The organism is Wolbachia endosymbiont (group B) of Longitarsus flavicornis, assembly GCF_964028135.1.
Classification (GTDB): domain Bacteria; phylum Pseudomonadota; class Alphaproteobacteria; order Rickettsiales; family Anaplasmataceae; genus Wolbachia.
Genome location: NZ_OZ034758.1, coordinates 1,611,620 through 1,629,538, shown reverse-complemented (window position 1 = coordinate 1,629,538; position 17,919 = coordinate 1,611,620). Strand labels below are relative to the sequence as shown.

General features: G+C 34.4%; 19 protein-coding genes, 1 pseudogene and 1 riboswitch. Of the genes and pseudogenes, 11 read left to right on the top strand and 9 right to left on the bottom strand.

The genetic code is table 11. The features are described 5' to 3' along the window. Positions 1-72: 72 nt before the first annotated feature. From ccmE to ABWU45_RS07735, 7 genes are all read right to left on the bottom strand, one after another. On the bottom strand, positions 73-465 hold the full coding sequence (gene ccmE, locus ABWU45_RS07765; RefSeq protein ID WP_010404099.1) for a cytochrome c maturation protein CcmE: 393 nt from the start codon (positions 463-465) through the stop codon (positions 73-75). Between the two features lie 117 nt (positions 466-582). Next, positions 583-1,419: a biotin--[acetyl-CoA-carboxylase] ligase gene (locus tag ABWU45_RS07760; protein ID WP_353278433.1), complete on the bottom strand. Its 837-nt coding sequence runs from the start codon at positions 1,417-1,419 to the stop codon at positions 583-585. A gap of 4 nt (positions 1,420-1,423) precedes the next feature. Beyond that, positions 1,424-2,809, bottom strand: coding sequence for an NADH-quinone oxidoreductase subunit N (locus tag ABWU45_RS07755; RefSeq protein WP_264682698.1), 1,386 nt, complete (start codon positions 2,807-2,809; stop codon positions 1,424-1,426). Further along, positions 2,806-4,248, bottom strand: coding sequence for a NuoM family protein (locus ABWU45_RS07750; RefSeq protein WP_353278431.1), 1,443 nt, complete (start codon positions 4,246-4,248; stop codon positions 2,806-2,808). The genes ABWU45_RS07755 and ABWU45_RS07750 overlap by 4 nt, the downstream gene beginning before the upstream one ends. A gap of 3 nt (positions 4,249-4,251) precedes the next feature. Continuing rightward, positions 4,252-6,099: an NADH-quinone oxidoreductase subunit L gene (nuoL, locus tag ABWU45_RS07745; RefSeq protein ID WP_353278430.1), complete on the bottom strand. Its 1,848-nt coding sequence runs from the start codon at positions 6,097-6,099 to the stop codon at positions 4,252-4,254. A gap of 4 nt (positions 6,100-6,103) precedes the next feature. Next, positions 6,104-6,412, bottom strand: coding sequence for an NADH-quinone oxidoreductase subunit NuoK (gene nuoK, locus ABWU45_RS07740; protein ID WP_010404075.1), 309 nt, complete (start codon positions 6,410-6,412; stop codon positions 6,104-6,106). Next, entirely contained in the window at positions 6,403-6,990 is a 588-nt protein-coding gene (locus ABWU45_RS07735) for an NADH-quinone oxidoreductase subunit J (RefSeq protein ID WP_264682695.1), read from the bottom strand. Before ABWU45_RS07735 ends, nuoK begins: the two co-directional genes overlap by 10 nt. A gap of 383 nt (positions 6,991-7,373) precedes the next feature. Between ABWU45_RS07735 and ABWU45_RS07730 the strand changes: the two genes are divergently transcribed. Both ABWU45_RS07730 and ABWU45_RS07725 read left to right on the top strand, forming a co-directional pair. Then, positions 7,374-7,595, top strand: coding sequence for a hypothetical protein (locus tag ABWU45_RS07730; RefSeq protein ID WP_353278428.1), 222 nt, complete (start codon positions 7,374-7,376; stop codon positions 7,593-7,595). Positions 7,596-7,716: 121 nt separating this feature from the next. After that, a complete protein-coding gene (locus ABWU45_RS07725) occupies positions 7,717-9,630 on the top strand; it encodes an ATP-dependent helicase (RefSeq protein ID WP_353278427.1) in 1,914 nt (637 codons plus the stop codon). A 42-nt stretch (positions 9,631-9,672) separates the two neighbouring features. On the opposite strand, the pseudogene ABWU45_RS07720 reads toward ABWU45_RS07725, so the two are convergent. Together ABWU45_RS07720 and ABWU45_RS07715 are read right to left on the bottom strand one after the other, a co-directional pair. After that, positions 9,673-10,116 (bottom strand): annotated as a pseudogene (locus ABWU45_RS07720) (alpha/beta hydrolase); the annotation flags it as partial. A 193-nt stretch (positions 10,117-10,309) separates the two neighbouring features. Next, positions 10,310-11,587 carry an IS4 family transposase gene (locus ABWU45_RS07715; protein ID WP_353277994.1) on the bottom strand — a complete coding sequence of 426 codons (1,278 nt, stop codon included), beginning with the start codon at positions 11,585-11,587 and terminating at the stop codon, positions 10,310-10,312. Between the two features lie 92 nt (positions 11,588-11,679). Here ABWU45_RS07715 and ABWU45_RS07710 point away from each other — a divergent pair, with 92 nt between their 5' ends. From ABWU45_RS07710 to ABWU45_RS07670, 9 genes are all read left to right on the top strand, one after another. Then, positions 11,680-11,820, top strand: coding sequence for a hypothetical protein (locus ABWU45_RS07710; protein WP_353278425.1), 141 nt, complete (start codon positions 11,680-11,682; stop codon positions 11,818-11,820). A gap of 78 nt (positions 11,821-11,898) precedes the next feature. After that, on the top strand, positions 11,899-12,420 hold the full coding sequence (locus ABWU45_RS07705) for a group II intron maturase-specific domain-containing protein (protein ID WP_353276475.1): 522 nt from the start codon (positions 11,899-11,901) through the stop codon (positions 12,418-12,420). 53 nt (positions 12,421-12,473) lie between these two features. Next, a complete protein-coding gene (locus ABWU45_RS07700) occupies positions 12,474-12,998 on the top strand; it encodes a hypothetical protein (RefSeq protein ID WP_353278423.1) in 525 nt (174 codons plus the stop codon). A gap of 67 nt (positions 12,999-13,065) precedes the next feature. Continuing rightward, positions 13,066-13,743: an outer membrane protein assembly factor BamD gene (bamD, locus tag ABWU45_RS07695; RefSeq protein ID WP_353278422.1), complete on the top strand. Its 678-nt coding sequence runs from the start codon at positions 13,066-13,068 to the stop codon at positions 13,741-13,743. A 7-nt stretch (positions 13,744-13,750) separates the two neighbouring features. Continuing rightward, positions 13,751-14,491 carry a YebC/PmpR family DNA-binding transcriptional regulator gene (locus ABWU45_RS07690; protein ID WP_353278421.1) on the top strand — a complete coding sequence of 247 codons (741 nt, stop codon included), beginning with the start codon at positions 13,751-13,753 and terminating at the stop codon, positions 14,489-14,491. Beyond that, positions 14,488-15,528: a M23 family metallopeptidase gene (locus ABWU45_RS07685; protein WP_353278419.1), complete on the top strand. Its 1,041-nt coding sequence runs from the start codon at positions 14,488-14,490 to the stop codon at positions 15,526-15,528. Before ABWU45_RS07690 ends, ABWU45_RS07685 begins: the two co-directional genes overlap by 4 nt. After that, positions 15,512-16,381, top strand: coding sequence for an SPFH domain-containing protein (locus tag ABWU45_RS07680; protein WP_353278417.1), 870 nt, complete (start codon positions 15,512-15,514; stop codon positions 16,379-16,381). Before ABWU45_RS07685 ends, ABWU45_RS07680 begins: the two co-directional genes overlap by 17 nt. 76 nt (positions 16,382-16,457) lie before the next feature. Continuing rightward, a riboswitch (TPP riboswitch) is annotated at positions 16,458-16,560 on the top strand. Next, on the top strand, positions 16,549-16,824 hold the full coding sequence (locus ABWU45_RS07675; protein ID WP_006280002.1) for a SemiSWEET family sugar transporter: 276 nt from the start codon (positions 16,549-16,551) through the stop codon (positions 16,822-16,824). Its footprint overlaps the riboswitch before it by 12 nt. After that, complete coding sequence (locus ABWU45_RS07670) at positions 16,805-17,476, top strand: thiamine diphosphokinase (RefSeq protein WP_353278415.1); 672 nt, start codon at positions 16,805-16,807, stop codon at positions 17,474-17,476. Before ABWU45_RS07675 ends, ABWU45_RS07670 begins: the two co-directional genes overlap by 20 nt. The last annotated feature ends 443 nt before the right edge of the window (positions 17,477-17,919 follow it).

Genomic DNA, 17,919 nt, shown 5'->3' with positions numbered 1-17,919 from the left:
GGAAAGTAACAGCTTGCTAGCAGGCTGTTGCTTTCTTTCACATACCATTTCAATACAACTGAATTAGGAAATCTATTTTAGGACTTTCGGCTTATAGTTCTCATCATGTTTTGCAAACACCGTATCTGCAAGAAAAGTACTATTATCAAACATTTTACCTTGCACAACAACACCACTTTTTTCTGAAAACATTGGTGGAAGTATTCCCTGATATTTCACCACAACGCTTTTATTAAAATCTGTCATCTGAAAAACTACTTCACTTTCGCTCCGTATCACGCTCTTTTCAACAACCATTCCACCAACACGGATTGGCTTTTGATTATTTGGCAAGACTATGGCTTCACTTACTGTATAGAAAAATGAGATATTTTCTTTGAGCGTTGTTAAAATAAAAAAAACTGCACAACTTAAAAAGCAGAAAATTCCTGAAGTTATAAGTAATCGCTTATGTTTCTTCTTCATTATTATCTTTCAGGCTTTCTAGAATTTTTTTACTTTTAGTATAGCAAGAAACGGTAAAAATCAAATTTCCACCAATCAGTATGAAACTAATAAGGTAAGCAAAAATTACATATGTATTCATAATGCACTGCCAATAAATAACTCACCTGCATCAAAATAAATTAAGCTTCCATCCTTTTGCTGCAACAACAATTTACCACTTTTATCTATATCAGCAAAAATTCCTTCATACAATTTGTCAGCTAACTTTACACTGATTTGCTCATTCATTTTGAATGCTTTTTTTAACCACATTTCTCTTATAGCATAAAACCCATCAAATAGCCATTGCTTTCTTAGCTTATTAAAATTTATTATTAATTCCTTTAACAGATCCATGTTAGACACAGATTCACCGTAATTGCTAATGCACGTTGTGCCTGGAAGTGGCGCATGATTGACATTAATTCCAATTCCTATAATGAGCCAATTTGAATTGGATTTTTTTTCAAGCAATATTCCGCTTATTTTCTTGCCATCGATTAGAACATCATTTGGCCATTTATGTTGAAGATTGAGATCGTTTATGAATTGATCTCTTGTCATCCCAGTGCTTTGACACTGGGATCCAGAAGAAAAAGTATGGATTCCAGTGTCACGCATTGGAATGACACCGCAGTGGGTTTGATTATTCAAGAAATTTAACGATAATAAAGTATTTCCAACAGCAAGAGCAGTCACAAAAGTCAATTCTGTCAATTTGCTGACATCCGTTTCTTGGTTAATTATCAAACTCGCATAGAGATTACCCTCTGGAGAAATCCAGCTTTTTCCAGTGCGTCCCCTACCTTCTGTTTGTTTATCAGCAATAATGACAGTTTCATTTGATATCCCTTTCTCAATTAAACCCAATGCTTCTTTATTAGTACTTGGAACTTCTTTGTAATGATAAATACGAAAACCTTCAAGGATCACCTTGTCAGCCCTTTAGTTTAATGAGTGAGTCAAGATCTTCTACATACAAGAAAAGAATGAGATTGATCAGTGAAACCACTGAAGTGATAATGAATAGACCCCTAGAATAAGCAACCTTATTACCACTAGCTTTATCAAAATACATAACTTTCATGATATTTAAATAATAGTAGCATGATATCACACTCGCTATTACAAGGATCAAAGACAGGCTGATAAAGCCAGAATTTATTAAACTTTTGAATATAAAAAATTTAGCGATAAAACCTGCAAGTGGAGGTATTCCCGACATCGAGAGTAATAGTATAGAAAGATGGAATGCTAAAATTGGTTGCTTTTTTCCTATACCAGATAAATTTGCAATATCACAATCATCATCGTCAATTTGTACGAGATATGAGAATAGCCCTATGCTTGTGATGATATATATCACCAAATACATTAAGGCACTATCTGTTCCTGCTTGTGTAAAAATAGAAAGTGAAGCAAATATAAAACCAATGTGACCAATTGAACTGTAAGCAAACAGCCTTTTTAAGTTTTGCTGACGCAAGGCCCCAAAAGCTGAGATAAGCACAGACAATGCTGAAACGTATAAGAAAATAGGCTGAACATAACTTTTTACATTTACTAACTCTTCATTCATCAATCGAATTAAAAATGTTACAAGTGCAGCTTTTGGGGCCGTAGAAAAAAACGCAGTTACTATGGTAGGTGCACCTTGATAGACATCTGGAGCCCACATATGAAAAGGAGCAATAGCAAGCTTGAAACACAAACCAATAAGGATAAAAACTAACCCAAAAACTATTCCATAAGTTATCTGATGGTTTTGCAAGAATGAACCGAGCTCAGAGAAATTGACTTGTCCTGTATATCCATAAAGCAGCGACATTCCATATAGCATAATGCAGGAAGATAGTGCACTAAGTGTAAAATATTTCACTCCTGCTTCACATGAATAAGCTGAATCTTTATTAAAGCTCGCAAGAACATACAAAGATATACTCATCAACTCAAAAGCTAAATAAAAAGAAATCAGACTATTTGCTGAAACCAAAGTTATCATGCCAAATAGCGCAAAAAGAATCAGTATTGAAAATTCATATTTATAGTCATATTTTGATAAATTCAGCATCAAAAGTATTAAAATTCCTGTGCTGAGAATTAACCCTTGGGCTGACCTGATGTATAAATTGAGTTTTAACAACGAATTAAAGAGAAAAATTTCATTGTTTTCTGCCGAGATAATTAAAATAATCAAAGTTACCGCTGTGCAGCCAAGTGCTAATAAGTTGATAGTTCGGCGGTTAAATATAATCCCAAGCAGCAGCAACACTAACGAGGAGATAATAGAGAACGTTTCCGGCAATATCTGTATATAATTCATAGCGCATCATATTTGACTAACAAATTTGCCATACATGGCTTCAAATAATTCAGTGCAAGGGTTGGGTAGAATCCAAGCAAAATAACAAACACTGCAAGCAGAATTAAGATAGAAAATTCTATGCTATCCAAGCGGTTATTTAATAATTTAGAATAGCTAATCCCCCATATTATTTGCTTACATAAATTCAGCATATAAACTGCGCTTAAAATAGTGCCAAGTGCGATAAATCCTGTAAAAAACCCTATGCTCTTAAACATCCCAATCATAGCCAAAAACTCACCTGCGAACCCAGATGTTCCAGGTAGCCCTATTGAAGCCATTGAAAATAAAATGAACATAAAACCAAATTTTGGCATTGTATTTACTATGCCAAAATACTTTGCAATCTCCAAAGTTCCAGTTCGAGTATATAGCATTCCAACACATAAAAATAAAGCAGCAGAAATAAGGCCATGACTAATCATTTGAAATATGCTACCCAGTACTCCTTCCTCACAAAATGAAAAGAGGCCAGCAGTAACGATCCCCATATGTGCTATTGAAGAATAAGCTATTAACTTTTTTATATCATCTTGAGCAAACGCAACTAGCGAAGCATATATCACCGCAATAATGCTCAGCACAACAACGAAATTTGAAAAATACAAACTTGCCTGAGGAAGCATTGGAATAGAAAATCTTAAAAATCCATATCCCCCCATTTTAATAAGCAAGCCAGCTAAAATCACAGATCCAGAAGTTGGTGATTGCACATGCGCATCAGGAAGCCAAGTGTGAAATGGAAACATTGGAACTTTTATTGCAAAGGAAATAAAAAATGCAATCCACAGCAATGACTGCACTTCAAGATCAAGGCTTGGCACTAATGTAGCTAATTTTTGTATATTAAACGTCCCAAAAGTGCTATAGATGTACACCAATCCAAGTAGAAATAATAATGAGCCAGTTAATGTATAAAGAAACAACTTAAACGTTGCATATACCCTGTGTTTTCCTCCCCAAATGCCAATAATAAAGAACATTGGTATTAAAACAGCTTCAAAAAACACATAGAAGCTTATAGCATTCAGTGAAATGAAAAACCCGACTACAAAACTCTCAAGCAGTAGAAATAATGCCATATATGACCTAAAGGTTGTATAACTCATTTTGCAGTTATAGAGTATACAAATTACAAACAAGAAAGTTGTAAGCAGAAGGAAAAGCAACGATATACCATCTATCCCTATTCCTACATTCTTGATTGGATAGCTGACAAACTGAAAGTCCGCATTGTTATAATCAAATCCTATACAAGCTACAATGCTAAGCAAAAATGGAAGTATAGCAAAAAATAGGGCAAGGAATCTTAGGTGTATAGATTGATGGTTAATCCTGATCGAGGATAAAATTAACGCTCCTATCAGTGGAAGCAAGAATATACTAAGTAACAACACCTTCTATTTAATTCCAATAATATACAAAGCACCAATTATTAAAGTAACAAACATAACAAATGCATAATCAAATATATAACCAGTTTGTAACTTTATAGAACTTTTTGAACATTCATTAACCAACCTTACAACACCATTTGGTCCAAATGAATCAATAGCCTTAACATCAAACTTCCATAGAAGCCTAGATATAAACCTTATCGGTGCAATTATAACAAACTCATACACCTCATCAAAGTACCATTTATTCTGCAAAAACTTAAGTAAAAATTTACTCTTAATTTGCCTAATTACTTGATATTGGTAAATTAGGTACGCAAGTGCTATTCCACTTAGGCTTGCTAAGGTTGGCAGTAGTTTTATAAAGAAATTATGAACTCCATGCTCATCAATCATCACTAAACTTGATTTCCAAAACGCATTACTAGTTATGTTCAAAATATTTGCTCCCCATATTCCAGAAAATACTGATCCAAAAGCGAGTATCAGTAATGGTATAAGCATAATCTTTGGTGCCTCATGTATATTAATTTTACTTTGTTTTTGGCTGTGGAACACAAGAAGCAATAACCTCCAAGAGTAAAACGCTGTGAAGAATGCAACAACTAAGCTTATTACAAAAGCAAAGCTATCCGTGCTATAAGCATGTTCAATTATCAAATCCTTTGAGTAAAAACCTGCAAATGGAAATATTCCAGAAAGCGCAAGAGATCCAATCCACATGAGAGCGTAAGTGCAAGGGATTTTCTTCCAGCAATTTCCCATTTTCTGAATGTTTTGCTCATGATGCATTGCATGAATTACATTGCCAGCACCGAGAAATAGTAGAGCTTTAAAAAAAGCGTGTGTCATTAAGTGAAAAATAGCAACATTGTAAGCAGAAAGCCCACATGCCATGAACATATAACCAAGTTGACTGCAGGTTGAATAAGCAATTATTTTTTTTATATCGTTCTGAGTAATCGCAACAGTAGCTGCAAAAAAAGCAGTGAGCGCACCAACAATAACTATTAATTCCCTTGCAATACTTGATAATTCAAAAAGTGGTGAACATTTTGCTATTAAAAATATACCTGCTGTTACCATCGTTGCTGCATGAATGAGTGCAGAAACAGGGGTTGGTCCTTCCATTGCATCTGGCAACCAAACATGTAAACCAAGCTGTGCAGATTTACCCATACAGCCAATAAAAAGTAATATGCATATTATATGAATTATTTTAAATTCACAGCAGAATACTCTAATGTTCTGCGCGCCAAGAAGATCAGCTGTGTCAAAAACTTCAGTAAATTTCAAAGAGTGAAATGTATAATAAATGAGAAAGATCCCAATCAATAGTGCAAAGTCTCCTACCCTATTCACAACAAATGCTTTAATTGCTGCATTATTTGCAGAATATTTTTGGAACCAAAATCCTATGAGTAAATAAGAACACAGGCCAACCCCTTCCCAGCCAAAAAAAAGCTGCACGAAATTATCGCTTACAACCAGCACAATCATGCAAAACGTAAATAGCGATAGGTAAGAAAAAAACCTCGACTTCCCTTTGTCATGCTCCATATAACCGATAGAATAGAGGTGGACTACTAGTGAAACGGTGGTAATAACAATAAGCATTAAGGATGAGAGAGCATCCACACTAATTGCCCAATTTACTTTTAATACACTTAATGAAAATAGAGGAAATAAACTCAAGTGATAATTTTCAGAGAAGGTGAGAAAAACATACCAAGATAAAACTGCAGATATTCCAATTCCTGCCGTTGTAACTAACTGACTTTTTCTAAAAAGTGCTGCAAATAGCGAACCAAAGAGTGGCAAAAATACTATTAATTTCAGTATATCCATCATACTTTCATTCTTTCATTAAGTTCGCTTGTTCAACATCTATATTGCCACGACTTCTATAATATACAACCAATATTGCAAGCCCAACTCCTGACTCTGCTGCCGCAACAGTCAACACAAACATCACAAAAATTTGCCCAACTATATCATTCATAAAGGCAGAAAAAGCAACTAGATTGATGTTAATCGCCAGCAATAATATTTCTATTGATAACAGTATGTTGATTATGCTCTTACGGTTGATGAAAATACCACACACGCCAATAGTGAACAAAACAGCAGCAATTATCAAAAAGTGATTTAATCCTATTTCCATTCTACTCCTTTTCCAAATTTAGCCTTAATCAATTTTACAGATGAAGATTGTGTCAATTGCTTTAACACGTTCTGTTTTCTAACTCCTTTTTTCTTTTCCTGCAAAGTAAGAGCAATTGCACCAACAATTGCAACAAGCAGCAGAATACCAGAAAGATGAAAAGCGTACATGTAGTCAGTGTAGAGCAAATTACCGATAGCTTTCACGTTATTGTTATTATAGTTTATAACATTGCTTATATTCGGTTCTGAACTGCGAATTACAAAGCTGATGATTAGAAAAAACACAACACATAATATAGCACCAAGAGTGAAATGCTTTGCAAAACCCTGATGCAATCTTATGTAGTCGATATCGAGCATCATGACTACAAAGAGGAATAACACTGCAACTGCACCGATGTATACTATCAGCACCATCATAGCAATGAATTCAGCTCCAAGGAGAATAAAAAGCACTGCAGAGTTAACGAAGGTGAAAATTAAAAATAATACTGCATGCACAGGATTCCTTACGCTAATTACACAAACAGCAGATAAAATGCTAAGAATTGCAAAAGAATAAAAGAAAAAAGGCATTAATACTTTAACTGCAACAATAGTTACTAACTTAAAGTAATTATTGCTGTAAAGTCAATATTATATTAAACGTTTGAAAACATTCTACTACAAGCTTCAGCTCCATTTTAAATAGAGCATTTTCTCAGTAATGCAATAAACACTCTTGACATTTTTAATTTATTAACGTATAATATATGTATATTAATAATCAGTAATAGCTAAAATGTATAACATATTTGGTTACTTCAAAACTTATGATAAGCAAAGTGGAAAATTAAATAGAGAGAGTTATCGATACACCACAAGAAATTATGTGACGATTTACACTAGCCAGTTTAAGAAGATCATGGAGAGAATTTAAAGAAGAAGTATATGGGTTTATATATGATATTGGAGCTTGGTTGAAAGAAACATATGAAAGTCTCACTGAACGACCTGCAACACGTAATCACTATACCCCAAAAGAAAAACTCCTTGTTGAAGTTGAAGAAATAGAAATGAAGGAACTAAATCGTACATATAAGCCATTCCAAACTCCACCTATTCACCCAACAACTGGTGCCAACACCTCAAATCAAGTTGTTGTTACTCAGCATACACTTGAAACTACCCCAACAAGATAGATCTACGCTTAAATATGTAGTACTTGAGTGAAGCATTCTTTAAACTGTTCTATTCAATAAAACCTTTACAATATTTGGATCATAGATTTAACTTTACAAAGTTATAGTCTATAGGACTTCAATGAACGATTATCTCTCACTGCTAAATCCAGAACAACAATCAGCTGTAACTAACATAGATGGACCAGTTTTAATACTGGCAGGAGCCGGAACGGGAAAAACAAGAACGATCACTTCAAGAATAGCGCACATAATTCGAAATGGCTACGCTTACTCCGATGAGATCTTAGCAGTTACATTCACGAACAAAGCAGCAAATGAAATGATATCAAGAGTGTTTGAACTTACGGGCACAAATATACCATGGCTTGGCACCTTCCACGCAATTGCAGCAAAAATTTTACGTTATCATGCTGAAATTGTGGGCTTAAATTCCAATTTCACAATCATTGGTGTGGATGATCAATTACAAGTAATAAAAAATATCGTGAGTGAAATAAGCTCTGATAGCTTATCAGAAAAATGTAAGACCATTATGAATATCATCCAGCAGTGGAAAGAGAAGTGTTTATTGCCATCTGAAGTGGAAGATGTTCAATCATTTAGGCCAGTGTACGTAACTGCACTTAAAGTCTATCACCAGTATCAGGAAAGGTTAAAATTCCTTAACTCTGTCGATTTTGGTGACTTATTGCTATATAATATACAACTCTTTAATCAAAAGACCGAAGTTCTGTCCTACTACCAAAACAAGTTTAAGTATGTCATGGTAGATGAGTACCAAGATACAAATGCAATACAATATCTTTGGCTAAAATACCTTGCAAAAGAGCATTCAAATATTTGCTGTGTAGGAGATGATGACCAGTCGATATATAGTTGGCGTGGTGCAGAAGTTGAAAATATTTTGAAATTTTCCGATGATTTTAAAAATGCAAAAACCGTTAAACTAGAGTGTAACTACAGGTCAACATCTCACATACTTGCAACTGCATCATATGTTATCAATCACAATAAGACTCGCTTAGAAAAAAAGTTGTGGACAACAAACGTTGAAGGCGAAAAGGTAAATCTAATAAAATTATGGGACGGGAAAGCTGAAGCAAGGTTCATAAGCGAACAGATATTAAAGCTCAATAAATACAGATTTAGTGACATTGCAGTGCTCGTAAGAGCGACTTTTCAAACTAGAGTGCTCGAAGAGTATTTTATAAAATATTCAATTCCCTATAGGATTATAAGTGGCGTAAAATTCTACGAACGTCAAGAAATAAGGGATATAATTGCATATTTGAGGCTTGTTACAAATAATAATGATGATCTCGCTTTTGAAAGGATCGTAAATCGTCCCAAAAGAAGCATAGGAGCTACAACTCTAAAGAAAATATACACGACTGCTCAGGATAACAAAATTTCTTTTTTTGAGGCAGCAAAAATATTGGTTAATAGTGATCAAGTAACCGAAAGAATTAAACTCTCACTAAATGATTTTTTAAATAAAATTAAAGCTTGGGAAGAAATAGTAAGCGTAAAACCACTGCATGAATTCGTTAAAATCGTAGCAAATCAATCAGGATATATGGAAATGCTTGAGAATGAAGGAGTGACGGGTTTAGCGCGAATAGAAAATGTTAAAGAGCTCATTTCATCTTTGAAGAATTTTGACAACGCTATAACCTTCTTGGAGCACATTAGCCTGGTGATGGAAGTGGATAATATGAATAGCGATGACACTGTATATGTTATGACTCTTCATGCAGCTAAAGGACTTGAATTCCCGTGCGTGTTTCTACCTGGTTGGGAAGAAGGATTATTTCCTCATCAAAGATCTTTTGAAGATAAAAGTGGTAAAGCTTTAGAAGAAGAGAGAAGACTTGCATATGTTGGCATAACTAGAGCAAAAGAAAGGTTGATCATTTCATGTGCAGATAGGAGGGAAATTAATAATCAGTGGCAACCAATGCGCACTTCTCGATTTATTAAAGAATTGCCAAGAGAAAATGTTGAGGTGATCAAGAATAGTGCCTACTGTTGAAGCTATAACTGCAGCTCTTACGACAAACACATCTGAATTACTTCAATTATATATTTCTCCTGGCAAAAATTCTCTGATGGTCTTAAATAAAATTTTCAGTGAATAATTATCAGACATGTTGTGTTTTGCTGATTTTATTAAGTGTACTTCAACATCTGTTGACTTAATTTTTTCAGCTAAATTCAATGAAGTTTGATAAGGAACATCTTTATCATTAATGCTATGCAATAAGCGCACAGGACAGTTTATATCTATTGCTTCTCTGTTTAAAAGAAGGTTCTTTCTGCCATCTTCGATCAAATTTTTAGTTATTTTGTATGTACAATGCTCTGAAGTAAAATCTATTACACCTTTAGAGCTTAGCTCTTCTTTTTGCTTGTCTGACAATTGCTTGAATATTAAATCTTCAGTGAAGTCAGGAGCGGGCGATATGCCGATTAATGCTGCAATTTTTTCCGGAATTTGAAGGGCAGTGAGCAGCATCACTGCCATTAAGTTAAGGGAAAGAGAAGTTAAGATTGGACAAAAAATTTGAAGTGATTGATAATTATGGTAAATACTAGGGTGAATTTTTAAGAAAAGGGAGTCTGAAAAGTGCAAGTTATTTAAAAAAGTAATAATTGCAGGTTATTTTGCAAAGAATGTACTAATGCAATGATACTGAAAAGATATCTTGAATTTAAAACACATGTTTTCTAGCTCTTTTCTGGTAGTTGAGTGAACGAATATCAGATATCTTATGACGATCAACTCTTCTCCCTTTTCTCACCACTAAAGTGTTCATCAAAAATAACTGTGATAGTCGATCCATAATGCAGTCTATGTCTGACTCTGTAGAAAAAATATCAAAGGCTAAGTTTTTAATCGCATTAAATGAGACAGATTTATTGATGCTTTTTTTTAGTTTACTATTCTGTGAGCTCAATGTCTCTTCATCATCTTCTATCATGATACTTTCTAGATTACTGATGAAGATAGTTGACCAAAAATCCTGCTTGATAGTTTCAATACTTTTTCCTGTGAAATTCTCTAAATTTAATCTTCCCTTCAGCCTAGAAAAAAATGTTTCTACTCCCCAGCGCAAGTAATATAATCTCTCAAACTCTTCAACTGTAAAACGTTTCTCATCTAACAGAGATGTTACTAACACTTCAACTTCGCCAGAAGAAAGTATTATTTTGACTAACCTGAATTTCATCTCATCAGGTAATCCTAGCTTTCGTAGCTGTCTTGCTACTTTAATAGGTGCGGTAGACACTACCACCGTACTAGATGGGCTTTCCGGCTTAAACATAGCGTTTATTTCATTGAAAGACGAACTTGAACAGCGAATTATATAATTGATTTTCCTTCCTGTAAGCTCAGCAAGAAATCGATAAGATACGTATCCTCTATCACAGATTAACAAATCGTCTGATTTTATGGATTCAAGCATACCGATTGCTAAATCAACCTCATAGCTGTCACCTCTACTTAGCACAGATTTTATTGCAATATTATTTAGCACATCGTAACAAACTTCAAAGGTTGCACTTGTATAGTCTTCAAATCTCTGGATTCCATTCCATACTGCTCTTGAGCTAAACTCACCTATTATTTTGTCGCTCTTTGGCAGAATCAGTATTGAAGCATCAAATGCAAGTACTCTGAAGCCATGGTGGGTTTTAAATTCCTGATCTTGGTAGTATAGGGAAACTATATCATCATTTAACTCTGAAAACGCAGTATGTTTTAGCTTCTTTCTTGCTTGAGTAAATGCACTTGCCGTAATTGTATAATCTTTTCTTGTATGCAGAACAAACTCATTAAGCATCACTTGTAATGACTTTACACTCTTTCTAAAAATCAGGAGAAATACATTAACGAAGGGCAGCTTTCTTTTTCGTGAGAAGTCTTTTGAGGATGCTCTGTGTGCGTTTATAAAGTTTAAACTCATCAATTTATTTTTTATAAACATGATTATTCTTTTTTTTACTCATGTCATTACTTCTTTTAATTTGTGAATCTTACCTGATTTTATAATACAGTTCATCACTTTTCCTTAACTTAATGGCAGTGATGAAAGCCCCCATTCAGCAAGCAGATGGCAGTAGGGTAACAAGGGATAAAGGAGTTCCGCAAGGAGGTTCAATAAGCCCAATCATTTCAAGCATATTTATGCACCATGCGTTTGATATGTGGATGAAATAAAATTATCCAACAGTACCATTTGAAAGATATGTAGATGATGCGATAGTGCACTGCAGAACTAAAAGACAGGCAGGATTTATGAAAGTAATGATTGAAGAAAGATTGGCTAAGTGTAAATTGAAGTTACATCCTGAAAAGACACAGATTGTGTACAGTAAGGATGATGATAGAAAAGAACAATTTCCTAAACAAAGCTTTGATTTTCTAGGTTATACTTTTAGACCTAGAGTAGCAAAGAATAAGATGAGGAATTATTTCATCTCATTTCTACCTGCAATTAGTAACAAAGCCAAGAAGAAGATCAAGAAAACCATAAAGTCATGGAGAATACATCGGATTACATGGACCACACTAGAGGAAATATCGAAGAAAATAGATCCAATAGTCAGAGGCTGGTTTCAGTACTATGGCAGGTTTTATAAATCAGAGATGTATCCATCTCTCAGAAATATAGAGAGATACCTCATAAGATGGGTCAGGACAAAATATAAGAAACTTCGTGATCACGGAAGACTAGCAAAGCAATTTCTAGGAAAAGTGAGAAAGAGGTCTCCAAGTATTTTCTATCATTGGACACTTGGGTTAGGATCAAAAGGCTAAATAATGGGAGCTGTATAAGTCGAGAGGTTTCCGTGCAGTTCTGCGAGAGACTGGTGGGGAAGCTCCGCCGGTCTACTCTCCACTTTAACTATGCTGATGCTGCTTTAGTTACATTAGTTATTGTGGCTAACATAGTAAGTGAAGCATTGGAGCAAGGAATAATAGGAGACGTAGCTTTTTCAATTTCTAGTCTATTTTACTTTGTAGCGAGTGCTACTTTCTGCTATCGCGAGTACAAGAAAAGTAAAAAATATGAAGTAGAAAAAGAGCAAGACTTTGATGAGAAGTTTGAAAAAAAGACAAGCAATATGTCTTCAGCTAAGTTAATGCTCGCTGGTTCTTCTTTATTACTAATCAGGAAAATAATATTGATTTCTGGAGTAGCATTAGCATCATCTGCTGTTGGGCCTGCTTTAGGTCTGGTAGGTATTGCTCTTTTGATGGTAGGAAGTGGATTGATCACACATTCTTATAGTAGAAAGCTAGAGAACGTAGAAGTGAGTGGAAAGGGTGTTGCAATAGGTGGTGGTGCGAGCAATATAGGTAATGGTGGCCAAGAGACGCTTTTCGTTCGATGATAATGCCAAAAATTTGTTTATTTAGGTAATATTTAGTCTATACTTTATTTTGATCAAAAAAAATCTTATGTATAAGACTTTAATCATATGCTTTTTTCTTCTGACTTGCCCCTTCACGCAGTCGTATGCGAATGATCTTGAACACACTGAAACTGAACTATATGAGGAGGCAGTTAAGCTTTATGATCAGAAAAAATATAAGCAAGCTATTAGAGCATTTCAAAAGATAGAGGATTTGTATCCTTTATCTTATTGGGCAATGAAAGCCAAATTATTGTCTGGGGTTTCTCACTATAATATGGGTAAATACAGCGGTGCTGCAAGTGATATGGATGATTATATATACGTTTATCCAAATGGTGAAGATTTGCCATATGTATATTACTTAAGAGTATTATCTTATTACATGCAAATTAACAAAGTGCAGCTTGGGCAACAAATTGCATATAAAACTTTAGAGCTAGCTACTGAATATATTAATCTTTTTCCGAATAGCGAATATATAGAAGAGATCAAAGAAAAAGAAAAATTAATCACAGAACATATATCAAAAAAAGAGTATTCTATTGGTGAATTTTACCTAAAGCGTGGTGAATATTTAGCAGCAATTAAGCGTTTTCAAAATATGATAAGCGATAAATATTCTTCTAGAGTTATTAGTTATTTAATAACAGCTCACTTAGCTCTTGGCCTTGACTTAGAAGCTGAGCAGTATGAAAATATGTTAGTAGAAGGGGTGAATTAGTTTTCTTATGGCTGGTCATTCACAGTTTTCAAATATAAAACATCGAAAAGGTGCTCAAGATGCAAAGCGCTCGCAAAAATTTACGAAGCTCATTAGGGAAATAACAGTTGCTGCAAAACAAGGGCTGCCTGATCCCGAGCTCAATCCACGTCTTCGCTCTGCTATTTTTGCTGCGCGAAAGGAAAATTTACCAAAAGATAAAATAGAAACAGCAATAAAAAATGCAGCTGGTAACGTTGCTGGAGAAAGTTATGAAGAAATACAATATGAAGGCTGCGGACCTTCTGGTACTGCAATTATTGTTCATGCTCTGACGAATAATCGCAACCGAACCGCTTCTGAGATACGTTATATCTTTTCTCGCAAAGGCGGTAATTTGGGAGAAACAGGATGTGTGAGTTACCTTTTCGATCATGTAGGCTTAATTGTCTATAAAGCAGAGGGTATAAATTTTGAAGATTTATTTAACTATGGAATTGAATTAGAAGTATTGAATGTTGAGGAAAATAACAAGGAAGAATTATATGTTATAACTTGTGGAGTGAAAGATTTTGGTAGAGTGCGTGATGCTTTCTATACAAAATTTGGAGAACCAGAACTTGCTCGTCTTTCATGTCAACCAAAGGACCTGATTGAAGTTAGCGACAAAGAATTAATTGATAAATTATCTACATTAGTTGAAGAGCTAGAAGATAATGATGATGTGCAGTATGTTGAAGGTAATTTTATTTTTGCTGATAAACTATGAGGCTGGTAATATTTCTACTGCTTTGTATTTTACCAGCATATGCAACTGAAACATTTGCGCAGAAAGACTATTGTCATTCCAGTGCCCAGACACTGGAAATTGATTGTAAACAGCACGCTATACAACATTTTCGATTAAAAAACTGGTCAAGCACTGGAATGACACTAACCCACTCTCCAGTGTTATTCCAAGACGGGATCAGGAAAAAAAAAGCTACAGAAAGTGATAGAAAGTTGTTATTCATATCCAGTGACATAAAATCCTCTTTTTTTGATGCAGAAGGTTTGGCGCCAGATACAATAATGAGATTAATCGGCATATATAAAGATTATGGTGTAGATTTTAAAAAAGACATTGTGCCAAAAGGTAAGTTGGAGGTTCTTTTTGAGAAATCGCTCGGTAATCAGAAGGCTGAAGAAAAAATTTTATATACTTCACTCACAACAAGCAATAAAGCTATAAGTTTATATTATTATGAGTCACAAAACAGCAAAGAAGAGTATTTTAATAAAGAGGGGGTAAGCTTGAAGAGTAGCGAAATTTTTGTAAGTCCTTTAAACGGAGATTTTCGTATATCCTCGAATTTTGGTAATAGAAAGCATCCCATTCATGGTAAAATTGCTTTTCATAAAGGAGTAGATTATGCAGCTAAACTTGGCACTCCTATACACGCCACTGCAGGAGGTGTAATAGAATATATAGGAAAGAATGGTGGCTATGGGAATTACATCAAAATAAAGCACAACAATAAATATTCAACTTGTTACGCACATATAAGCAAATTTAGTAGCGATGTAAAGTTAGGCTCTAAAGTAAAGCAGGGTCAGGTTATAGCTTATGTTGGTAGCACTGGTGTTGCAACAGGGCCCCATTTACATTATGAAGTTATGTATAATGGTAAACACATTGATCCGCTTACGATAGCTCATGGCAATGAGATAAAGTTGCCTGATTGTGAATTAAGAGAGTTTAAATTATTTGTAAGTAAGGTAGATGAAATAATCAGCAGAGAGGGTGCAAGTGAAAAAGCAATCTGATGAAGACAGTACAGATAAAAATACAATAAATGATAGAAATCTAAGTAAAATTCGGGCTTTTCCTGTACTAATAGCGCTAGGGTTAATTTTATTGGTACTTTTTGTGTATGACAGCACAATTGCACTTGGAGTTGCTGCTGTTTCAATATTGACTTTTTCTCAAGGATTTTTCGTTAATGATCCTAATGAAGCAAGAGTGATAGAGTTTTTTGGTCATTATATTGGAACTTATTTTAAGTCTGGAATATGCGTAACGCTTCCATTTTCGAGTAAATATAGAGTTTCTTTGAAATTTCAGAATATCAATACAGAAAAAATTAAAGTTAATGATGCTAATGGAAGTCCGATAGAGATTTCAGTAGTAATTGTTTGGAGAGTGAGCAGTCCTGCGAAGGCATATTATAATGTTAATAATTATCATGATTTTGTTTTTGTGCAAAGTGACTCAGTAATTAGAGAACTGGCAAGTAATTATCCGTATGATAGCGAAAACGATGAAGAATCTTTGCGTAAAAACTCTGACAAAATTTCAAATGAATTGCGGTCAATGCTACAACAAAGATTGAATATTGCTGGAATTGAAATTGCAGAAGCAAGAATATCGCATTTGGCCTATTCATCTGAGATTGCACAAGCAATGCTGAGGCGTCAACAAGCGCATGCTATCACTTCGGCAAGAAGGCATATAGTGCAAAATGCAATAGGAATTGTCGAGGAAGTAATAGCTCATTTTGAAAAAAACAAAAGCTTACAATTAGATGGCAAGCAAAAGGTTCAATTGATAAATAATTTGTTGGTTGCCCTAATCTCTGAGCAAGATGCACAACCGACGATTAGTTTGGATAATAATTAGCATAGAAGCCGATTGGGTTTCATGAATGCAAGTCACTATTAATTTCTTGATTAATAGACTAAATGATGTTATAAATTACACGCATTAGGGGTGCTCTAGAAAAGCTGAGAGTACATAAAGTACAACCCTTTGAACCTGATATTGTTAAAGCAAGCGTAGGAAAATGTATGTATATAAATATTGAAGAATGCTTCGGCTTCATTGCGTTAATTGCATCTCTAATTGGATTATCACCTCAAGTATATAAAGCATATATCACTAAAGTTACTCGTGATGTATCGATGCTAATGTTAGTAAACTATCTTATTTGTTCATTGTCTTGGATTGGCTATGGTCTTTACCAGAGCTCAATTTTTGTGGTGCTTAGCAATATTGCTGGATTAGTGATTAGCATAATATCAATTATTCAAAAATGTTACTACGATGCAAAACCTGCACCATGATCATGTGCTGCACTGCAGTACACAACAACAATATCGTTCTATTGTAGTGCTAAATGGAGAAATACCAAGCTCATCGTTTTTTAAACGAGATATACCTATTATTGCTGTAGATGGAGGAGCAAACAAGCTTCTATCAATTGGCGTAAAACCTGATCTTGTAGTAGGAGATTTGGATAGCGTAAATCCGGATTTACGTGCTAATTTGAATACGATATATCTACCTGATCAAGATTATTGCGACTTTTCTAAAGCAATGGCTCACTTAAAAACAGTAAAGTTATTGCCATCAATAGTAACGGGTATTACTGGAGGAGCAATTGATCATATACTACAAAATATCAACATTTTTTCAAGTACAGATAGTATCTTTTATATGCCTTCGCCTTCCATTGTGGGGTACGCCTTACAAAAGGGTATTACCTGTTTTTCCTCTTTGCTAAAAAATACTAAAATATCCTTACTTGGTATACCGAAAGCTCAAATATCAACTAAAGGATTAAAATGGGAACTATGCCATAGTAACCTTGCTTTTCCAGGAAAGAATTCTTGCTTTAATCGAAGTCTAGGCAATGAGTTATCTATAGAAATACACAGCGGCGTGTGTTTAGCAATAATATATTTAGAAGCAGTAAATGATGATGGTGTGTATTGAGTTAAAACATTAAGAAAAAAAAAAGTAGAAAAACCGTGTTAACACTAATTCTAAAAACTACAGGTGCCTGTTATTAGCTAAAGTAAAGGTCAAATATCTGGAATTCTGGACATAAAATCCTCCTGTATAAAAAAGATTCAGAATGTACACACAACAGATGTGGCTGAATTTTTATTGAAAAATTGGTTAAAAGGTCTGCAGACCAAGATAGATTTTGAGCTCTCTAAATATCTTTACCATCATTATAATGGCATCTTGAGTATGCGGAAGCAATTTTTTCATTAAAATAAAAAATTTTATTCTACAGCTTAAAAAGGAGTTTGCTAATTTTCACACTGAATCGGATTTCACTACTCAAACCTAGAAACTTTAATGTATCAAGGTATCTGTTCAGGGGAATGTTCAAGTCAGTGCTCCCTTTCTTGTCATTCCAGTGCTTGACA